Raw genomic sequence first — 18,125 nt, forward strand, 5'->3', positions numbered from 1 at the left:
GCTCCTATCAGTAAACTTTCACAGCGCTGAGTTCTTGCACGAAGGAACTGGCTTCGAGCTTCGCTCGTTGGGTCAGTCGCCGGATGATGTCTTCGGTTGGTGTGTAGTCCACCAAGTTGCTCTGGTGGATGACGTCTCGCGCCACGGAGTTCAAACTACCCAGGCCATCAATCAGCCCAATGTCTTTGGCCTGCTCCCCGTTCCAGAGCAATCCAGAAAACACCTCTGGGTCGTCTTTCAGTCGATCACCCCGCCCAGCCTTCACTCGTTCGATGAACTGCTGGTGGGTTTTCGATAGAACGCCCTCCCAGAATTTCTTCATGTCAGAGGTAAGAGGGGAGAATGGGTCGAGAAGCGCTTTGTGCTCTCCGGAAGTGATAGCCCGGCGCTCGATGCCGAGCTTGTCCATCAAGCCGGTGAATCCAAACCCCGAGCTGATGACGCCGATAGAACCGACAAGGCTGGCGCGGTCAGCATAGATTTCATCCGCAGCAGAGGCGATGTAGTAACCGCCAGAGGCACCGATGTCATCAATGATGGCGTAGACCTTTTTCTCCGGATGAAGGGCTCGCTGCGCCTTCACTTCGTCATAAATCCGTCCTGCTTGAACCGGGCTACCGCCAGGGCTGTTTATGCGAAGCACGATAGCTTGTGAGTTCGGGTTGTCGAATGCAGCTTGGATGGACGGGATAAGGTGATCAGCATCGGCCAGAGTGCCAGCAGCAATTTCACCACGGATGTTGATATACGCGGTGTGAGGGGCTCCTGCCTTGGCGCTTTGCCACGGCATCCCACCCGGATTAGATGCCAAAATGATGAAGCCGATCATGAGAAGCACGAAACCAGATGCGCGAAGCACACGCAACATGGTCCGCCAGCGCCGGTCTTTCACCTGCTCTTTATGCAGGGTGAACATGTACTTCTCAATGAGTTCTTTCTCCCAGGGGATCTCTTTGTTTTCTGCCATTAGTTTTTCCTTTTGCATGTTTCGATTATCAGTCCCCAGAACTCTTCATCAGCGCTATCAGCCCGGTCTTTGACTTTCTGGTAAACAAGGTTGGTGTTGAGCTGATGCTCACGACAGAACTGAGCAATGTTGCTGTAGGTCCTGTCCAGATAGGTGAAGGGTTTCCCTTTACCTTTTTTCTTGGCGAGGATGAGCTTCCACTCATCATTGGAGAGTTTGTCTGCGGCCTTCCCGGTGTCCGCAATGCGCCTACGCACCGTTACCGGATCAAGTCCATGTGCTCTGGCTATGCTGGCAACGCAGTTGAACTTCCGACCGTCAATCATGACAGTAGGCAAATCACCAGCGGCAGCCTCCTTGAATCGGAAACCTCTGTAACCTGGTTTGAAGATCCCAGGAGCAAGTTGCTCACGGAACTCGATTGCTTGTTCTGACCTGACAAACTTGCTGTCGATTTTGCCGAGCATGTACTTAGCCCGAGCGATTACCTGGTAAAGCGTCTTCTCCAGGAGCATGGCGTCAGCAGCTCGACTCGGAAGACCTATGTCGTCTTCTTGCTCGATACCCAACATTTCTGCATGGCTGGAGCCTTCTGCATGTCGGAAACAGCCGTCGTACTCAAAAAGAAAGGAGGCCAAACCTCCTCTCAGCTTTGCTTTGAACCGGGTGTTGGCCGCGTTCTCTGGCGCTGGTGCCAGCTCGGACACTTCAAGCCCTAAATTTGCGGCCAACTTCCGCAGGTCTTCCTCTCCAATTCGGCATCCAGGCTGCATAACCTGCGCCAGAGCAGATTCATCAGCACATCCGCGTTCTTTCAGCTCAGCCAAGAGGTAGGGAACTCGTACTACCCCCATAAGCTCAAGCTCCCTGAATCGCGTGGACCACCAGCTCACAGAGTTTCCCGTACACAGGAGCAAGGCAGAGTGAAGCCATCACCATGCCAAAGGCTTTCGATGGAGCCTCTTTGGCGAACTTGGTCAACCACGGCATCATGCCGCACAGAGCAGCAACCATAGCGCCAGCCACCCCCAGGGAAGGGAATGCCATCACTTGGGCCAGAATGAAGAAACACTGGGCGTATGCCGCATGGGTCATCGCCTTCTTATCTGCTGCCGTGAACTCCACGGCATCTACGCTTTTGACTTTTTCCATCACATTGTCCTCATGCAACATCAGGTTTTCCGAAAAATTTCTCATACACTTCGAGGTCGAAGGCCAGCATGGTCTTTGCCGCCTTTTCACTAAGCTGGTGGAGGCTAAGCATCTGAACCTTGTCAGTGCCGGTCACTTGCAGATCCACCGCGAACCACGTCCCACCTTTGGTCACGGCCAGAACTTGCACCGCCCAGGGCTTATCCAGTCGTTCGGGCGGAGTGATCATGTTCGACACTTTGGCGACCGTCGCGGTTGAACCTACCCAGTGCTTGTCGAACGCAATGACGTTCAACGCTTCAAACGCATCCTTCGCAGCTTTAAACCGGCTCCGGACAGCATCTTGTTGCTTCCAAGCCATGAACTGGAGAAGGGTCATTCCACCAGCCATAAGGGTGAGAAAACTCAAGCCATTGGCGGCAGCTACGACCGTCGCTACCAAGGACCCCAACATGACGAAGCGGTTATGTTTAAGCTGGGCCACTATTCACCTCCTATACCAACCAGCGTACAGGACTTTTCAAAAATGCAACCCCGCCTAGCTGCCCAATTCGGGCAACCCTGATTCAATCCAGAACTTTCACATGTGAAACTTTCCGCCACAGGAACAGGAGGTTTTTACCTGACCAGAACGGATGGATTGATAGCGGTGCCACAGCTTGACCACTTCTTTTTCGCTGAGAAGGTTTGTCTTGATGTAACGGACTCTATCCCCGTCCGCTGTCTCAACAACGGTTCGGACATAGCCGTACTTGGCAACGGGTGCCTTGTACTTGTGTGACAGAATTACCCGGTAAACCGAGAGCTGGATAATGTCCGACTCATAGATGTGGTTTACCTGGCGCAGCTTGGTGTCCAAGGGAATGAGAACCCCATTCTTGGTTTGGTACACCTGATCAACCCTGCCGTGCATGGGCACCGGCTGTGTGGTTGATATGTCCTGTTCGGACAAAAACAGAGTGGCCGAGCGCAGCTCATAAGGCATGTTCTCTGATTTCCACCACGCCCAGGTGTCTCCAATGCCGCGTTTGCGCCATTGGTCCACTTTCGCAATGACGAAAGGGGCGATGATCAGGACGAATATCCAGAGAACTGGCTTCATGACTACCTCCGGCCCCTAAACCACTCTGGATGATTGGATACATCCATGCTCTTAACCTGTGATGAGAAGACCAGTAGCTCTTGGGTCGTCAGGACGGTCTCAGGAGCCCGAGCGATGAAAGGTCTCAGCAATTCAGAACCCGCATAGATATTGATGACCATATGCAATCGCTCTGTTGCTCCAGAAACTCTCCGCCAGCTCCGGTAGGTTTCTGTTGATTTGGCATAGCCAACCAAGGCAGGAGCCAGCGTGTCGGACTCCTTCGTATTCAACTTCCCTTTTGCTGCCTTCGATACGAACTCAGCGATCACCGAAGCCAGCATGTCGGAGGTAAGGTGAAGCGGCAGCTTTATCGTGTCGAAGTCAGCCTGCTTGATGGTGAACAGGCGGATGTGATCGTTGCGGTAGTCACGCACATAGATGACATGACTCTCAAATGGGTTGGAGTGGTTAAAGGCATCCATACCCCAGCCTGCGGCCTCAAGATGTGCGTTTGATACTGACTTGTCGTAATCAAATTCCACGCTATTACTCTCCGTCTTGTCGTTCAGGAACTTTCACATGTGAAAGTTTTCCGTCGGTCATGATGTCCAGGACGGCTTTGCCCAGTCTCATCCCTTTATGGTTTTGAACCGGGTCTCCCTTGTAGAAAAGTCCTGGCTCGTTATCGGGATGGAATACCCCGTGAGGAATGTTGTCGTGATCGCCCAGCCACATGCGTAGCCTCAGATCCACCAGCCACCCATCATCCAGGACAACCCAGAAATGCGGTGTCACGATGTCCTTGGTCTGTTCGTTTCGCACAAAGCCATACATGCAGTCATGAGGTACACCCGCTTCATTGAGTAGGTGGCTTACTGCCCATGTCATACCGTCACATTCCATCTGGCAGTCATCCAAGGTCATAAGGACGGCTTCCAGTTCCCGGTGCCACTCCGTCATTTGCTTGGCCGCAGGTTTTACCACCAGCTCGTTTTTGTTTTCTGCCAAGATGATGTCTTCCTCGTCAATATTGCATTCGTCTATCGCTTCCGAACGGATGGATACCGCTTCATCCCAGTCATCGCTCGATCCGAAAATGCTCCAACCCTCAAGACCGTAATTCACCCATACGATGAACCGCTTTATCGTTTTCATGTGCGGCCCCCTTTAACCGTGCAACGTTCCCACATACTCACCCCTTCAAACCGTAACCCCACCAAAAAGCCACTTCTTGATGATTTCCAATCAGCAGCGGCAGGTTGCCCCTGAACTAACCTCACCGAAAAACCACCTTTAGATTGCTTTCTGGTGCTTATCAAGTTCTCCTGAGTGATTAGTCGTTCTGAAAACTTTACTTTTCACAGTATCATTTTATAATACTGTAAATCATAAAAACAACCCAGTAAAGAAAAAAGAGCGACTTATGTTGAGACGAGAAAACCAAGGAGATTTGTTCGATGACCAGGTGGTGTTGCCATCACTGGAGTCGGTTCTTACCGGCATATCTTCCAGTCAGCGTTGTGACGATAGAACAACGTACTTCTCCGCTCCGGATGTGGACCTGAGTTTGTACGATCACATCATTGTTTGCCTGTCTGGAGGCAAAGACTCGATTGCTGCGTACTTGCGGCTGGTGGACATGGGTGTTGATAAGTCAAAGGTGGAGTTCTGGCACCATGATGTTGATGGTCAGGAAGGCAGTTCGTTGATGGATTGGGCCTTCATGCGTGATTACTGTCGTCAGCTCGGGGAAGAACTGGGTATCCCAATGTACTTCTCGTGGCTTGAGGGCGGCTTTGAGGACGAAATGCTCAAAGACAATGCCTATAGCCACCCCCATCGTGTAGAGACGCCTGAGGGGCTTCTGGTGCTGCCTAGAGACCATAAGCGCTCTAAGCCTGGTACGCGCCTTCGTTTCCCTCAGCAATCGCCATCACTCCAAACAAGGTGGTGCTCATCAGCCTTGAAGATCGATGTTGGCCGCAGAGCTCTTAATAACCAGGAGCGCTTCAAGGGGAAGAAGATCCTTTTCATCACTGGTGAGCGCCGGGAGGAAAGTGCAAACAGATCCAAGTACAACCAGCTTGAGGCTCATGCCTGTGACAGAAGATATGGGAAGACTGCACGGTTAGTTGATGCCTGGAGGCCCGTTCTTCATTGGACTGAGGAGGAGGTATGGGAAGTAATCGAGCGTCACCGCATCCTGGCCCCAGTCCCTTATCGCCTTGGCTGGAGCCGGTCGTCGTGTATGACCTGCATCTACAACTCACAGCGTATCTGGTCCACGATCCGTCACTACTGGCCTGAACGAGCTGGGAAAATTGCTCAGTATGAACAAACCTTTGGTGTGACGGTATCAAGAAAAAAAATCGACGTAATAGATTTAGGTTCTGCTGTTGCGCCGATACAGATTAGTGATGTTGAGGCATTGGAGCAGGTATCCAGAGAAGATTACACGCTCCCGATTTTTGTGCCGGAGGGGCAGAAGTGGGTTCTCCCTGGTGGCGCATTTGGCCGAGAGGCCTGTGGTTCTGATTGATTTGTGCAGAGGTGGCAATGTTGGATTTTGTTTTTTTGGTGTTTTTGGGGTTGGGCATATCTACGGTGCTGGTGCGTCGGTCTTCCCGTAAGGGGATGGATCTTGAGCTGACATGGCTCCAGTCGTTGAAGGTCGTGCTGGTTCGTGGAGCTGTTGCATTGGGCCTGGGTTTTGGCATTGGCAGGCTTGTATTGATGGGGATGCAGTATGGTTTCCTGAGTGAGTCTGTCCTGAGGGAACATGCACTTGTCTCCGTAGCGGTGGTTCTGATCTGTGGGCTTGGTTCGTTCGTTGCGTTTCAGTGGATCATCGGGAGGATCTCTGGAAGATCGATCAGCGTCGTTTCTGTGATCAAAGCTGTGATGTACGAGTCTGGTTACTTTGTGCTGTCGATGCTTATCTTGTTGGTGATACTCGTCCTGTTCGGCCTTGCATACGAGACTTTTTTCTAAAAAAACAGTGTTGATTATTTTTTGTTCAGTGATCAAAAGGATAAATATAAAGATCTTTAGATCTTTGTATAAAGGATTAAAAACGGTTAAAGACAGGTTAGGCGTTCTAAATCACCACTCAACACATTGATATTACTGGTGTTTTCATATTTATTCCGTGCAACAAACCCATAGGTTGCCGTGCAGCGTTCCCATAGGTTGCCGTGCAACGTCCCCACATACCCTTGGATCTTATCCACTGTTATCCACACGGAACCCCTCTTTTTTCCACAAAATCCTTACAAAACAGAGCTTTCGTGCAGCGTTCCCACATATCAGATCTGGTGTTCGTGCAGTATTCCCACATGTCTAAGGTCATACGTGCAGTCGCCCCATATACAATTTTCTGAACGTGCAACGTACCCACATGTCAATTTTGGTCGTTTTTTGCACCGTGCAGCGTACCCACATATGATCGTGCAGCGTTCCCATATACCAAAACCCCGTTTATGCACAGGAAATGTGGATAACTTTTGGCCTCTTTTTGTGTGCGCGTGATCACTTTATGGACTATTAGAGTCATTTTGACTGCTTTTTTAGGTTTGTCCTGATCTGTCAATCTTTGTTCTGCTTCGTCAATCGTGCAGAGTTCCCATATATCGAGAGGTTCAGGACCTGCTTTCGTGCAACGTACCCACATATCAAATCTCATAACGTGCAGGTCCCCCACATCCTCACCCTTTAACTATCAATACCTTACGGGAACCACTCTACGGGAACCACTGGAGCAGCATGGCACTTATCCTTCGTCGTGGCTTACGCTTGCACGATACTGAGACTCAGCTTGCGACTACCGTGCAGCGATCCCATATATAGAGCCCCAGCCCACGCTGCATCTGGGGTCACGTTCGCTCTATCCGTGCAGCTCCCCCATATGCGGAGGCATTCCGTTTCCGGTCCTGCCTGGTGGGCGTACCTTGTGCGCTTTCTTCTGGCATAAAAAAAGGCGCTGACGCGCCTATCTTTCTTTTCCCTGGGGGGTGGGAGATTCTGGTGGCTATCTCCCCTTACGTTGGGGTTCATCAATGATGTCGTGGTCGATCATGCCGTGCTTGATGGCCCGTAGCTCTGTCTGCTGCTTACGCTTGTTGGACGCCATCACCTGCTTCACGAAGTTCTCATGAGGCCTTATGACGTACCGCACGTCGATGACTCTGCGGCCATCCTTGATCTGGTTCGCGTCGTAGTCGCTTATGACCTCTTGTTTGATGAGGGCCTCCAGAGCGAGCTTCATGGCTCTGACGTTCTCCGGCATCCGTGGGCTCAATTCACGAGGGCTCTGGGTCAGGAAGCTGATAAGCGATGGCGTGTACGGCGAATCTGGTGATGCTTGAGTCCAGTAGTGGCTCATTCGCTTGTAGATGTACCGTGCAAGAGGGGAGCGGATTTGCATTCCGATTTTGTAGTTGTACTGACGAAACGACAGATTCATGATCGATTCGTTTACCAGCGGGTTGAACTGCACATAGCACCTGGCGTTCCCGCCTTTCTTGCGAAACTCACCTCTGGTGGTCAGTCCCACCATCGGGAAGAAGCTGGAGCTGATGAAGGCTTCACCGTCATCACTGATACATTCGAGTGTTGCGCCACGACAAACCTGGATTGCTTCCTTGATTTCGTTCAGGTTGTACCCGTGACCCATCTTCGAGAGCTCTTTCTGGAGTTCGTACAGAGTGAACATGACTCCAGCCTTGCCCTCGATGATATGGCCTTTCCCGTTCACTGCGAGCTTGCGTAGAGCATCCTCAAGGATTTCCTCTCGCTGTCCCGCGTAGATCAGCACGGTTCTTCCGTCATCCTTCTCGATGATGGCTGGCTTCACCTTCACCGTGAAATGCTGGCCTCTGATGGTGCATTGTCGTGTCACTACAGCGTTGGATAAATCTTCATGCTCACGCTTTTGGTCCCAAATGTACTTCGGCAGCGCATCGTAGATCTCGATGGTGTTGGAGTAGTCGTCTTTCTTGGCCGGAGATTCAATGATCTCAAACAGGCTCATTTGCGGTGAGTCTTTGATTACGTCGAGTTTCTCCAGGTCTTTGTCTTTGGTTCTCTTGCTCATGATTGTTCCGTCGATACTTTCTAGCTGGTGGTCCATGCCGCCAGCATTGTCAATGCTCCCGCTGCTACCGTCGCTGAAAACACTAGCTGGTAGATGCGACGCTTAGCCCCCGCAGTGCCGCTCATAAAACGCAGGGCTGCCGCTTCATATCGGAAATGAGCGAACTCACCCCGAAGGGTGCTATCTGTCCCCTGTGGCGATTGTGGGCGCTTTGACAGGGCAGGGCGAGGATGGCTGGCGACTTTCTTGATCATCGCTTCACATTTCCCCAGTTTCGCCAATTCAGTGGCCGCTACAGATGCTGTCATGTTGTCACACCTCGTCGCTATGTGTCTTGTTTAGCTGGCGCTCGTACTCGTTTAGCGCCCGGCGAATTTTTGCTAAGGCAGTGGCGCGTTGTCTTAACACGGCATACCTGGTTTCAACTTGCTGGATCAACTCTTGTGCCCAGACAGGCTCTTTCTTGAAGTGCGACATGCTGTAGGCATGACCGCGACCCTTCTTGATATGTGTCGATAGAACCCTTTTCTTTTGTCCGGGAACTTGTTCGACAAATCTGTTGCGATACCACTCTGCAACGAGTGATACGCCTAGAATGCGAACCCGTGTACCGACACGCCCTTGTTCGTCCTCTGACGCTTCTTCACGCGCTGATTTGTGCGCGTTCCAGTACATGTCCGCTTCCTGCTGCGCCTCGACAGCAAGAACCGCTAAGGCGTGATCCAGTTTGCTCCGTACCTCTGCAACAAACTCTCGTCCCTCTGCCTCTAGCAGATCCTCTGTTATCTCGGATCGTTCTTCTTCGAGCTTCGGATCTAGCAGATCTAGCCATCGCTCTGTTGGTAGACTCACCTCAATACCCTCCCAATTCCTATCCAATTCCTATCCACATAACTATCTATCTGGAATTTAAAGCTGATTATTCCAATACTGGAATCTAGTTCTGTCACTAGGCTAACCCATCTTTGGAATTTGTCAAATTTCCCTCTATCTATCTGGAATCTTGATGCTCTTATTCTTTCACAGCCTCTTTACATATGAATCTATATTTAAAGATTCCAGATATATTGGATATGGCATCAAAGATTCCAAATGCCTCTTTACCACCGTCTCTCGATGCTGGAGGGCAAGCGGTTCTCGATGCGAGGGTAAGGTCTGTTTATCTGAGCCTATCCGTGCAGCGTTCCCATAGGTTCCCTTACTCAACGATCAAAAAGCCACCGAAAAGCAACCTATATGCCCCTTTTGGGCAATTACACAGGCCATCTGTCCCCGCTTTTAGCCTTATTCTCTATCCAACACGCGGCAAGCAATCGAAAAGCAATCTAAAAGCAATCTTTGGAGGATTTCATGAGTCAATTTGTTCTGGGTTTGGATATTGGTTACTCCAACCTGAAAATGGCAATGGGGTATAAAGGTGAGGAAGCTCGCACAGTCGTCATGCCGGTGGGGGCAGGTCCATTGGAACTGATGCCACAACAGTTAACTGGCGGTGCAGGGACCTGCATTCAGGTTGTGATTGATGGAGAGAAATGGGTTGCAGGCGTCGAGCCTGACCGATTGCAAGGATGGGAGCGTGAGCTTCACGGCGACTATCCTTCGACCAATCCATACAAGGCTCTTTTCTACGCTGCACTCCTGATGTCCGAGCAGAAGGAGATCGATGTGCTGGTGACTGGCCTGCCTGTTAGTCAGTACATGGACGTAGAGCGCAGAGAGGCGTTGAAATCTCGGCTTGAGGGTGAACACCAGATCACGCCAAAACGATCGGTAGCGGTTAAGTCTGTCGTGGTTGTACCTCAACCTGCCGGTGCTTACATGGATGTTGTAAGTTCAACCAAAGATGAAGACCTCCTGGAGATTATCCAGGGAGGAAAAACCGTTGTAATTGACCCTGGGTTCTTTTCTGTAGACTGGGTAGCTCTTGAAGAGGGAGAGGTCCGCTATCACTCATCTGGCACCAGCCTCAAGGCGATGTCGGTGTTGCTACAGGAAACGGACCGGCTAATTCAGGAAGACCACGGCGGTGCCCCTGGCATCGAAAAGATCGAGAAAGCTATTCGTGCCGGTAAGGCCGAAATCTTCCTCTACGGTGAAAAGGTATCGATCAAAGACTACTTCAAGAAAGCCTCAACCAAAGTCGCTCAAAACGCCTTGATCCCTATGCGGAAGTCAATGCGTGAGGACGGGATGGATGCTGACGTAGTTCTGCTGGCTGGCGGCGGTGCCGAGGCTTACCAAGATGCGGCCAAGGAGCTTTTCCCTAAGAGCAGGATCGTACTGCCCAACGAATCCGTGGCATCCAATGCCAGGGGCTTCTGGTTCTGCGGCTGATAGATAGGAGGTCGTTGTGGCTGGTAGCAAATGGGATGGAAAAATATCTAATCTGAACATATCGGAGCAAGCCTTTCCGGAGCTCTATCGTGAACTGTCCCAGATGCAGCATAAGGCGCGTAGTGATCGGCTCCGCGCCCTTGCTCTATTGGGTCTTTATTCTCTTCGATTTTCTGGCAACATTGGGTCTTTTGAGCAACAGAGTTCAGAGAGTCAACCTGCACAGCATCAAAATTCGCCAGTGCAGACTGACGCAAAACTGAACTCTCAACGTGATTCACTTAAAGGAAAACTGATGGGCTCCGTATGACATGAAAGACCACGAGGAGTTCTCTACGCTATCAGCGGCTGAACGTAGAGAGTTAATAATCGCAGAGTTAAAGCGTAAAAGCCGCATTCGCACCCTGTTGCGAGGACTCCCGTTAGATGAAGTTCGGGAGATCATTGACAGAATGAAGGGCGTTCTCAATGAACTGGAGGAAGAGTACAAAAAGCGAGAAGAAGAAGAAAAAGAAAAGCGAGCTCAGGCTGAGCGAATAATGAGCGACATGGAATCCTGCGGTGTGGACATCGGCTTGCTCAACGAAATGTTCACGAGCAGATCAGAACCTGATAATGCTAAATATTCAAAAGACGGAGTTTCGTGGAGTGGGCAAGGACGTCGCCCGGATGCTTTCAAGGGGTTGGGAGCTGTCGAGCTGGAGCGCTACCGTATCCCACAGAAGAAGTAAAAAAATGAGCGCCGCAAAGTTTGGGCGCTCATCTTCTGGTCCGAAATGTCATAGTCTACTCAAGCACACTCTTTCTCCCCACCACCATGCCTTCCTTGTTCTTTGCAGAACGGACATTCAACGCAGGTTCTTTGATTAACAGAGGTGAAGTACGTACACTTGCAGTTGTCGCACACCTCCAGCATTGCGTCCCCACTTCTCAGCTCCGAAGCAAGACACCAGGCATCAGTAATATCAAACGGAGCCCACCGAGCACCTTTCATTCCGGGCACTTCTTTGCGGATTGCGTGATACATTCTAAATGCCTTGTTCAAGGCTTTGATGTTCACAGACCGCAACACGGCTTCTCCACCAATGTTGAAGTAGAGCTGCATTAGAAGAGAGGCCTGTATCTTGGATGTGTGACTATGAATCAGTGTCGCACCACCCCGGAAAGTTCTGGATTTTCGTTCCAGAGTATATCCGTCCCTCTCCAGATCCTGGTAAAGCCGTCTGACCTGTTTGTAGGTCAGACCAGTCTCGATCATGATGATTTTTGTGATGTACCCAGCAAGGGCCATGTGTCGAGCTGTAACCCAGCGACCCAATGTACCAGAGTTGCCAATGTTCATCTCCACCTCCCACGTCCCTGTAGAGACTGTTGCAGTTTTTTCAATACCGGGTGTGTTAACTCTTCCCGGCTGTCATCGAGAATTTCTTCAATGATGCTCGGAGCAAAACGAAGCGTAAAATGCGTAACCGTTGTTCCAGACATGTGGCGCAACTGGCTGTCTGTTGCCTTAGCCACCAGCTCCGCAAGCTCTCTCGAAACCCCGAAAACTTCCTTTGCCATCTCCGGGTCTCTCGATGCGACGCGGTTAAATAGCAACCAGTAGGCAGCATCAAATTCATCAACACTATGGTTGATAAAAACTACAGGGTCGTAGTCGCCAGAGAGTCGCGTGATGATGTTCTGCTCTGCTGTTTCGAGTTTGAAAGAGATCAACACGCCAGAGGCCAGAGCTTCCAATTGGGAAGGTGTTGCCAGTGACAGCTTTTGAACGGTGTCCATGCCCAAAGAAAATTGTGAGGCCGCATCATCTGGACGTTCTTTTGCCAGAGTGGATAGCAGGTTCCACAATGTCAGATCGAACTCGTAGACGTTTCTATCAGCTTCTTCTTGATCGAGGTTGACGGCTCTTGCATCCCACGCACCAATAATATCCAGTTCCAACATTCCGCCCCCCTCACAAATCACGAAGGTTGCGATAGATAGCCAAGACTCGGCTACCATAGTTTCTGGCTCGGATTTCGTCTTCCCAGGCGTGATAGCGGCCAACGCCAAGCTCCAAGTCATTTGGAGATGACTGAATGGCTTCTGATAGCACCTCTGCCCCAACCATGACGTTGGTCTCTGGGTCGAGAAGATCTGCTGGAGAAGAAACTCTATGACCATTCCACCGGATGCTCACTTGCATAAACCCGACATCAATGGCACGACCGTACTGCTGCTGAAACTCAGCGAGCTTAGCCTTTGCCTGATCTTCCGACTTAGCATAGAAAGGAAGCCCAGGAACGCGAAGCGTCCAAGGCCAAGGACTTATAGAGCCATTACCTCTCCCTGATGCAGATTCGGCCAATGCGACCGAATACACTAGAAGAGGGTCGAGGTTATATGCTTTCGCTGCTTTGTCGAAGATGGTTCCGCTCAGGTCAATAGCATTCGCTGTTGATGAAAGGAGAGCCGCAGACAGAACTAGCGCCTTGGCTTTGTTCTTCATCAGCTTGCCTCCTTATGTCTGAGGGGTATTTCGTGTTCTTCGTCGTACCGCTCCGGCCAAATCTCAGACGGCTTCACACCCAAAGCTGTAGCTATCTCATGTTCCCAGCGTGGACTGGGCTTATAGAGTGCCGTAGACACCACCTGCCGAGATGTTTTGTGTTTTCTGCCCAATGCGGCCAGAGAAAGCCCCTGGATCTTGAGTTTGTACTTGATCCACTCACGTTTCTTCTCTGGGTCGCTTGGGATGTCTATCAATTGGCATTTATCCATTGTTTGCCACCCTTTAAACTGCGTTGTTAGCCATACAAAAAGTGCGTTATTCGATGAACGCTTTTAGAGTTCTTCTATTGTCACAAACTGACACATTTTGCGCCTTTATAAGCCCAAATAATGATGCTGTTAACAATAAAAAACCTTTAAAAACATACACTTAACTTTGTACCGACGGAACAAAGTTACAATACTTTTAGTAATCAATGGGATACGGATATTTTTGCGATAGTAATGGAAAGTGCGCCAAAAGAATGGCGGAAATAGCGCACGGGGAGTGCGGTATTTTGTGATATTAAATAGCGTTTAGGTATAAGTGATTTTAGGGATACAGCGAGGGCTGAAATTGCGAATACAGCAGGAGCTGAGGAGGGCAGGGAAGGCAAAGGCGCATCCCGACCACACAAGGATGATGGTGTTTACAGAAAGAGATATTTGAGAAAGAGAACTCTGCGGTGTTGCAGATGGGGACCAAAGCGTTAGCAATGGCCTATTCCATAGTGTATGCGATTTGTTTGACATGTTCAACTATGTAATGCTTTGTCAATAAACGCCTTGTTCCGTAAGGGCAAACTTTCACATGTGAAAGTTTGAGGGCAAATTCTAATCGAAGAAGTTGCCAATGGAATGGTTGTTTAGCAAAAAATAGTCAAACTTTCACAGTTGCATTTTTTGATGCCGTGGTAAACTGGAGGTAAAGAGTAAGGGGGTTGATATGAAACATGTGGTCAATATTCTTCTGCTGGGAATGGTGCTTCTGGGAATAGCCATGATGGCTGACACACCTTGGGGACTTGGTGTGGCGCTGGCTCCCTTCGGCGTTTGGGGTGCTCGTTTCCTATTTCTGGTTCACAAAAGCCTTTGGGCTGCTGTTATCTTTTGGGGAGGGATCGCTTACTTCCAGTGGCAAGTTGCTTTGGTTGTCGGGGCTCTGTTTGGACTAACGTGCTTTATCCGCGTTGCGCGGTCAGCATATAAAGAGGCACCACCTACCCGGCGCAGAAAAAAACAAACTGGTGGGTTTCAAGATTCCTATGATTTTGACCAGCGCTTCCATATTGGAGCTGGAGACGAATAAGGGGGCCTGCTGGCCCCCTTATTATTTGGTTGGTCTTTTAGAACCTTTGATTTGCTATGTTGTACCCCCTGACGGCAGTCAAATAGCTACCTGAACGGTCTCCAGCTTCCGTCGAGTTCTGCAATACGTTTACCAGCTTGTCCGTAAACTCTTCGTTTTGCTGAGAAAGAACAGGCTGACCTCCTTGCATCATCGGTGAGCCATCCGGGTTACGTTCTGCATACTCCATTTTCAGATTCTGAACAGCCTGGTTCATGCGACCTTCGTTTGTGTCAAACGATTCGGCATAAACAGCGGCTTGGGATTCAGTCAGCCCATAACGGCTTTGAGCGATAGACTGCATCGTTTCTTTGAACTCATCACCGTACTGGTTCATAAACTGCTGCGCGGCTCCACCACCAGCTTCTGCGGCAGAGGATAGCGCTGCTGCATAGAACGCGCCGCGTTCCTCAATGCTCATCCCTTTAGCGGCTTCCGATAGATCAGATTTACCAGTTAACCACTCCTTCGCTGCATCATAGCCGCTTGCAGCAGCTCCCATGACGTTGCGGCCAAGTTTAGCCATACCGACCATCGCATCACCGGCCCAGCCAAACTCCTCTTGCACGGCCTGGTCGCCGCGTTGAGTGGCCGCGATGAATTGGTCGCGTTGTTCAGGTGTCATCGTTCTCATTTGATCCATCGCTCTTGAGAACGCATCAGCGCCAGCTTGACCACCAGCAATGAGAGCTCCACCTGCTTGTTCAGCTCTGCGGCCCATCCAATCACTGGAGTTGTCCCACGCTCCCCACGCCGAAGCGCTCCAAGACATTTCCGGAAGCGAGTTCATAAGGTTATCTTGGGCTTTTTTCAGTTCAGGAGCAGATACATTTCGCTCTGTTTGCTGTGCTTGGTTATGAAGAGCTGACGTACCGGCTGCATGTTCATTTTGAACAAGGGGGCTATTCGTTGGTAACTGCCCAGCTTCTGATGCCGGATTAGTTCCAGCCATCCCAGCCACATTCTCCCGGAATCCGGTTGGGATGTTAGGTCCACTGCCTACAGCCCCTTGAACCTGACCTGGTAGGCCTTGAACATTCGGGCCTTCAATGCCGTTATTTCCGTAAGCATCACCACTAAATGCTCCGTTGCGACCGGACGCGGTATTGATCGCCTGTAGTGCGGCTTGATACCCGCCAAGCTCCTTACCCTGTTCGTAATTTTTGGAGTTGGTCATTGCTGTCATTCGCGCTGCTGCCTGGGCCACTTGAGGAGACATTCCGTAGGCTTGGTATCTTTGCTGTAGTGAAGCCGCCTCGTCTTTAACCGATTGCGGCGCGGCATTTCGGAAATAGTCATTCAGTTGGTTCATGGCCGCAGGGGTTTGTGCTACTGCACCACCGAGAGTTTTAAAGTCGGTATTAGTCATGGAGCCCATTTGGTTTTGGAGCTGACTCATTGTTGTGAAGGTGTCCGATGCAGACACCAGTTCAGAAGCGGACTTGGATAGGTTCTGGGATAAGCTATCGCCCCAGGTTTGCTTGAATGACTCGCTTCCAGAACGGCTGAAACCCTGCGCTAATTGATTTGTCAACGCCTGGCTATCGGTTTGCGAATAGCTCACACCCTTCATGAACTGGGACACATCACTCGCTGACCAGCTTGAAGAGTCTTGAGTTGATGACTCTGTTGCTCCCTTCGCTTGCGCTTTGATGTCCAGGACATCACTGCCGCCGCCTGATTCGCCATTACCACCAGCAGGAACTAGGGCTGTACTGTTTGATTTCACACCAGCAGCGGCCTTCATTGCTGCCCTGGCCTTGCCAACCATAGGCATAAGCATGGACGCAGCTTCGTCAACATCGAGTGTGCCCATAGCCTGCATGGCAAAAGCACCTTTGACAGCATCAGAGTGGCTATCATCCACCTGGAACTTATCCATGAAGTTCTTGGCTTGCTGGTTGATCAATTGGCTTTGAGCTGTGTTTTGCGACGAAACGTTGCGCCCGACATTGGAGAGTCTTGAATAGGCTTGATCCTGACTTACTCCATCAGAAAAACCTCGACCAAGAGTGCTTTGGAAAGCCTCCGATTTCTGACTTTGTAATGCCTGTGCGGAGCTCACGCCTGATGCCAAGGTGGAGCCAAGCGAGAAGGTACTGATCATGCTTTCTGCGCCGTTTGCAATCGCACCACTGAACTGGTTGTGATTGTACGCTGGCTGACTTTGCATAACCGGACCTTGCTTGAGTAGATCTGGCGTTTGCATCTTTTCGTCAACGTGGTCAGAACCACTTATTCTCGATGCCAAGCTGGTGAAGGCGTAGGTGCTACCTGTGACGATAAACAGGGAAATCACCGGAGTGGCCGCAGCCAACATGCCGCCGGTTGCAATCCAGTGTTGCAGAACATCTCCAGTTGAGGAAAGAGCGTACATGGAGTTGAGACCACCAGCACTGAGGCTAGACATCTCATTTGACGCGGCGGTATGAACAAACAGGTTTATAATTGAGAGGACTGGCATCCATAGCTGAATCCAGAGGATGGTTTGTACATATTTCCCGGCTAACTGGAGGCCGAAGCTGCCCATCACGATAATAAAAGCAATGATCGGGGTTATAGCATAAATAAAGCCTTCAAAGAACGTCAGCATTGGTCGGACGACGGTCATGAACATCGACTGCTCTGCGGCCCACTGTGTGTTCCGTTGCTGAATAGCCTGGTTGACCATCAATGCAGAGCCATAATCCTGGAGGTCCTGATAACGTCCTGCTGCGGCTTCATAATAGAGGGGCTCCAGAACGGCGGCTTTCAGATAGTCGATTGATGACGTAGTTGTGGCACCCATCGCTTGAAGCGAATCGGTCAGCTTCGTTAGAGCGTTGTCTCCAGTTGACGTGTCAATACCCAGTAGGCTGTTAAGAGCATCAACAACAACCGGGCTGCTTAGGTTGGCGGTTGCAGTGCTAATAGCCACCCATCCGTCAGTACATGTGTAGTCAGCGCCGTCAGGGTTTGCTGTAGACAAATACAACCTAGTTCCGTAGAGCTGTGAGTTGAATCGCAAAGCTGAGTCAGTTGAACGGTTCATCAACTCATCAAGGGACATTAGGTTGAGATCGACTTTGGTTAACGTGCATTCCCGAATGTAATTGTTCCAGGAACGCCTCACGTCAACATAGCCGCCTCCATTTGCTGAGTTAAGCGCAGTAAAAACTCCTGTGTCATAGGCTCGCCGTCTGACGTCATTCAACAGTTTCAGTGTTTCGGAAAAGTGGCTTTCCGTGACATTGGGTACGATTACCCCATATCCAGTTTCAAACAAATTGGTGATGGTGTATCCCACGTTGGATATGACACCTCCAGCAAAGCCTACCCCAATAGGGACATTGGCGACGACTCGAACCTGCCCTGTATAAGCGTCCTCGATAGTCACAGTTGTGGTTGGGCCGAAGAAACAGGCATATAGAATCCAACCTACCAGCACTTGCTGGAGGTTGATTTGCTTTGCGCCCTGAAAGACGGACTGAATACAGATCATCAAGACCCCAAGAAGCAGGCCAATACTGACCATCTTCTCGAAATCCCCGGTGCCGGTGATCATTGATACTGCAATCAGGATTTGCTCCAGAAAAGCAGAGTCACCGATAGAGTGGATTGAAAAAGATCCCATTCC

Annotated in this window: 21 protein-coding genes; 6 read left to right on the top strand and 15 right to left on the bottom strand. The window is 50.4% G+C overall.

The window, feature by feature from the left end:
- Positions 1-7: 7 nt before the first annotated feature.
- The 7 genes from AC4OVU_RS24050 to AC4OVU_RS24080 all read right to left on the bottom strand — a co-directional run bounded on the left by AC4OVU_RS24050 (position 8) and on the right by AC4OVU_RS24080 (position 4,358).
- Entirely contained in the window at positions 8-967 is a 960-nt protein-coding gene (locus AC4OVU_RS24050; protein ID WP_000829616.1) for a S49 family peptidase, read from the bottom strand.
- Positions 967-1,821 (bottom strand): hypothetical protein, encoded by an 855-nt coding sequence (locus tag AC4OVU_RS24055; protein ID WP_000539392.1) that lies wholly within the window; start codon positions 1,819-1,821, stop codon positions 967-969. Before AC4OVU_RS24055 ends, AC4OVU_RS24050 begins: the two co-directional genes overlap by 1 nt.
- 4 nt (positions 1,822-1,825) lie before the next feature.
- Positions 1,826-2,119 carry a hypothetical protein gene (locus tag AC4OVU_RS24060; RefSeq protein ID WP_001370730.1) on the bottom strand — a complete coding sequence of 98 codons (294 nt, stop codon included), beginning with the start codon at positions 2,117-2,119 and terminating at the stop codon, positions 1,826-1,828.
- A gap of 10 nt (positions 2,120-2,129) precedes the next feature.
- The gene (locus AC4OVU_RS24065; RefSeq protein WP_000057877.1) at positions 2,130-2,603 is read right to left on the bottom strand and encodes a hypothetical protein; all 474 of its coding nucleotides are present in this window, start codon (positions 2,601-2,603) and stop codon (positions 2,130-2,132) included.
- A 96-nt stretch (positions 2,604-2,699) separates the two neighbouring features.
- The gene (locus AC4OVU_RS24070; RefSeq protein WP_000805800.1) at positions 2,700-3,221 is read right to left on the bottom strand and encodes a hypothetical protein; all 522 of its coding nucleotides are present in this window, start codon (positions 3,219-3,221) and stop codon (positions 2,700-2,702) included.
- A gap of 2 nt (positions 3,222-3,223) precedes the next feature.
- Entirely contained in the window at positions 3,224-3,745 is a 522-nt protein-coding gene (locus AC4OVU_RS24075) for a hypothetical protein (RefSeq protein ID WP_000393785.1), read from the bottom strand.
- Between the two features lie 4 nt (positions 3,746-3,749).
- Entirely contained in the window at positions 3,750-4,358 is a 609-nt protein-coding gene (locus tag AC4OVU_RS24080; RefSeq protein WP_000849071.1) for a hypothetical protein, read from the bottom strand.
- A gap of 268 nt (positions 4,359-4,626) precedes the next feature.
- Here AC4OVU_RS24080 and AC4OVU_RS24085 point away from each other — a divergent pair, with 268 nt between their 5' ends.
- Together AC4OVU_RS24085 and AC4OVU_RS24090 are read left to right on the top strand one after the other, a co-directional pair.
- Positions 4,627-5,742 (top strand): phosphoadenosine phosphosulfate reductase domain-containing protein, encoded by a 1,116-nt coding sequence (locus AC4OVU_RS24085; protein WP_415989929.1) that lies wholly within the window; start codon positions 4,627-4,629, stop codon positions 5,740-5,742.
- Between the two features lie 17 nt (positions 5,743-5,759).
- Positions 5,760-6,194: a hypothetical protein gene (locus AC4OVU_RS24090; RefSeq protein ID WP_000883925.1), complete on the top strand. Its 435-nt coding sequence runs from the start codon at positions 5,760-5,762 to the stop codon at positions 6,192-6,194.
- A 1,036-nt stretch (positions 6,195-7,230) separates the two neighbouring features.
- On the opposite strand, the gene AC4OVU_RS24095 is transcribed toward AC4OVU_RS24090, so the two are convergent.
- Genes AC4OVU_RS24095 through mobI form a run of 3 tightly spaced genes read right to left on the bottom strand, consistent with a single transcriptional unit; the run spans position 7,231 to position 9,147 of the window.
- The gene (locus AC4OVU_RS24095) at positions 7,231-8,295 is read right to left on the bottom strand and encodes a RepB family plasmid replication initiator protein (protein ID WP_000044787.1); all 1,065 of its coding nucleotides are present in this window, start codon (positions 8,293-8,295) and stop codon (positions 7,231-7,233) included.
- A 20-nt stretch (positions 8,296-8,315) separates the two neighbouring features.
- Entirely contained in the window at positions 8,316-8,603 is a 288-nt protein-coding gene (locus tag AC4OVU_RS24100; protein WP_000127321.1) for a hypothetical protein, read from the bottom strand.
- Between the two features lie 4 nt (positions 8,604-8,607).
- Positions 8,608-9,147 (bottom strand): conjugative transfer protein MobI(A/C), encoded by a 540-nt coding sequence (gene mobI / locus AC4OVU_RS24105; RefSeq protein WP_001447712.1) that lies wholly within the window; start codon positions 9,145-9,147, stop codon positions 8,608-8,610.
- 498 nt (positions 9,148-9,645) lie between these two features.
- Between mobI and AC4OVU_RS24110 the strand changes: the two genes are divergently transcribed.
- Genes AC4OVU_RS24110 through AC4OVU_RS24120 form a run of 3 tightly spaced genes read left to right on the top strand, consistent with a single transcriptional unit; the run spans position 9,646 to position 11,360 of the window.
- The gene (locus AC4OVU_RS24110) at positions 9,646-10,629 is read left to right on the top strand and encodes a ParM/StbA family protein (RefSeq protein WP_000077458.1); all 984 of its coding nucleotides are present in this window, start codon (positions 9,646-9,648) and stop codon (positions 10,627-10,629) included.
- 16 nt (positions 10,630-10,645) lie between these two features.
- A complete protein-coding gene (locus tag AC4OVU_RS24115) occupies positions 10,646-10,939 on the top strand; it encodes a hypothetical protein (protein WP_000919078.1) in 294 nt (97 codons plus the stop codon).
- A 1-nt stretch (position 10,940) separates the two neighbouring features.
- Positions 10,941-11,360, top strand: a complete 420-nt coding sequence (locus AC4OVU_RS24120; protein ID WP_000651490.1) for an H-NS family histone-like protein — start codon at positions 10,941-10,943, stop codon at positions 11,358-11,360.
- Positions 11,361-11,419: 59 nt separating this feature from the next.
- Here the strand turns inward: AC4OVU_RS24120 and AC4OVU_RS24125 are convergent, their stop codons facing one another.
- Genes AC4OVU_RS24125 through AC4OVU_RS24140 form a run of 4 tightly spaced genes read right to left on the bottom strand, consistent with a single transcriptional unit; the run spans position 11,420 to position 13,392 of the window.
- Entirely contained in the window at positions 11,420-11,971 is a 552-nt protein-coding gene (locus tag AC4OVU_RS24125; RefSeq protein ID WP_001020646.1) for a FlhC family transcriptional regulator, read from the bottom strand.
- Positions 11,968-12,576, bottom strand: a complete 609-nt coding sequence (locus AC4OVU_RS24130; protein ID WP_000891157.1) for a flagellar transcriptional regulator FlhD — start codon at positions 12,574-12,576, stop codon at positions 11,968-11,970. Before AC4OVU_RS24130 ends, AC4OVU_RS24125 begins: the two co-directional genes overlap by 4 nt.
- A 10-nt stretch (positions 12,577-12,586) precedes the next feature.
- Positions 12,587-13,120 carry a transglycosylase SLT domain-containing protein gene (locus tag AC4OVU_RS24135; protein WP_000790610.1) on the bottom strand — a complete coding sequence of 178 codons (534 nt, stop codon included), beginning with the start codon at positions 13,118-13,120 and terminating at the stop codon, positions 12,587-12,589.
- Positions 13,120-13,392, bottom strand: coding sequence for a helix-turn-helix domain-containing protein (locus tag AC4OVU_RS24140; RefSeq protein WP_000356489.1), 273 nt, complete (start codon positions 13,390-13,392; stop codon positions 13,120-13,122). Before AC4OVU_RS24140 ends, AC4OVU_RS24135 begins: the two co-directional genes overlap by 1 nt.
- A gap of 715 nt (positions 13,393-14,107) precedes the next feature.
- Here AC4OVU_RS24140 and AC4OVU_RS24145 point away from each other — a divergent pair.
- Positions 14,108-14,470 (top strand): hypothetical protein, encoded by a 363-nt coding sequence (locus AC4OVU_RS24145; RefSeq protein WP_000683483.1) that lies wholly within the window; start codon positions 14,108-14,110, stop codon positions 14,468-14,470.
- A 37-nt stretch (positions 14,471-14,507) separates the two neighbouring features.
- Here the strand turns inward: AC4OVU_RS24145 and AC4OVU_RS24150 are convergent, their stop codons facing one another.
- Positions 14,508-18,122 carry a conjugal transfer protein TraG N-terminal domain-containing protein gene (locus tag AC4OVU_RS24150; protein ID WP_000534551.1) on the bottom strand — a complete coding sequence of 1,205 codons (3,615 nt, stop codon included), beginning with the start codon at positions 18,120-18,122 and terminating at the stop codon, positions 14,508-14,510.
- Positions 18,123-18,125: the final 3 nt, after the last annotated feature.

It is taken from the genome of Enterobacter sp. 6722112, assembly GCF_058661685.1.

Bases quoted from the DNA above. Each gene is read 5' to 3' on its own strand.
- AC4OVU_RS24050 (WP_000829616.1), bottom strand. From the start codon at position 967: ATGGCAGAAAACAAAGAGATCCCCTGGGAGAAAGAACTCATTGAGAAG.
- AC4OVU_RS24055 (WP_000539392.1), bottom strand. From the start codon at position 1,821: ATGGGGGTAGTACGAGTTCCCTACCTCTTGGCTGAGCTGAAAGAACGC.
- AC4OVU_RS24060 (WP_001370730.1), bottom strand. From the start codon at position 2,119: ATGGAAAAAGTCAAAAGCGTAGATGCCGTGGAGTTCACGGCAGCAGAT.
- AC4OVU_RS24070 (WP_000805800.1), bottom strand. From the start codon at position 3,221: ATGAAGCCAGTTCTCTGGATATTCGTCCTGATCATCGCCCCTTTCGTC.
- AC4OVU_RS24080 (WP_000849071.1), bottom strand. From the start codon at position 4,358: ATGAAAACGATAAAGCGGTTCATCGTATGGGTGAATTACGGTCTTGAG.
- AC4OVU_RS24085 (WP_415989929.1), top strand. From the start codon at position 4,627: ATGTTGAGACGAGAAAACCAAGGAGATTTGTTCGATGACCAGGTGGTG.
- AC4OVU_RS24090 (WP_000883925.1), top strand. From the start codon at position 5,760: ATGTTGGATTTTGTTTTTTTGGTGTTTTTGGGGTTGGGCATATCTACG.
- AC4OVU_RS24095 (WP_000044787.1), bottom strand. From the start codon at position 8,295: ATGAGCAAGAGAACCAAAGACAAAGACCTGGAGAAACTCGACGTAATC.
- AC4OVU_RS24100 (WP_000127321.1), bottom strand. From the start codon at position 8,603: ATGACAGCATCTGTAGCGGCCACTGAATTGGCGAAACTGGGGAAATGT.
- AC4OVU_RS24110 (WP_000077458.1), top strand. From the start codon at position 9,646: ATGAGTCAATTTGTTCTGGGTTTGGATATTGGTTACTCCAACCTGAAA.
- AC4OVU_RS24120 (WP_000651490.1), top strand. From the start codon at position 10,941: ATGAAAGACCACGAGGAGTTCTCTACGCTATCAGCGGCTGAACGTAGA.
- AC4OVU_RS24125 (WP_001020646.1), bottom strand. From the start codon at position 11,971: ATGAACATTGGCAACTCTGGTACATTGGGTCGCTGGGTTACAGCTCGA.
- AC4OVU_RS24130 (WP_000891157.1), bottom strand. From the start codon at position 12,576: ATGTTGGAACTGGATATTATTGGTGCGTGGGATGCAAGAGCCGTCAAC.
- AC4OVU_RS24135 (WP_000790610.1), bottom strand. From the start codon at position 13,120: ATGAAGAACAAAGCCAAGGCGCTAGTTCTGTCTGCGGCTCTCCTTTCA.
- AC4OVU_RS24140 (WP_000356489.1), bottom strand. From the start codon at position 13,392: ATGGATAAATGCCAATTGATAGACATCCCAAGCGACCCAGAGAAGAAA.
- AC4OVU_RS24145 (WP_000683483.1), top strand. From the start codon at position 14,108: ATGAAACATGTGGTCAATATTCTTCTGCTGGGAATGGTGCTTCTGGGA.
- AC4OVU_RS24150 (WP_000534551.1), bottom strand. From the start codon at position 18,122: ATGGGATCTTTTTCAATCCACTCTATCGGTGACTCTGCTTTTCTGGAG.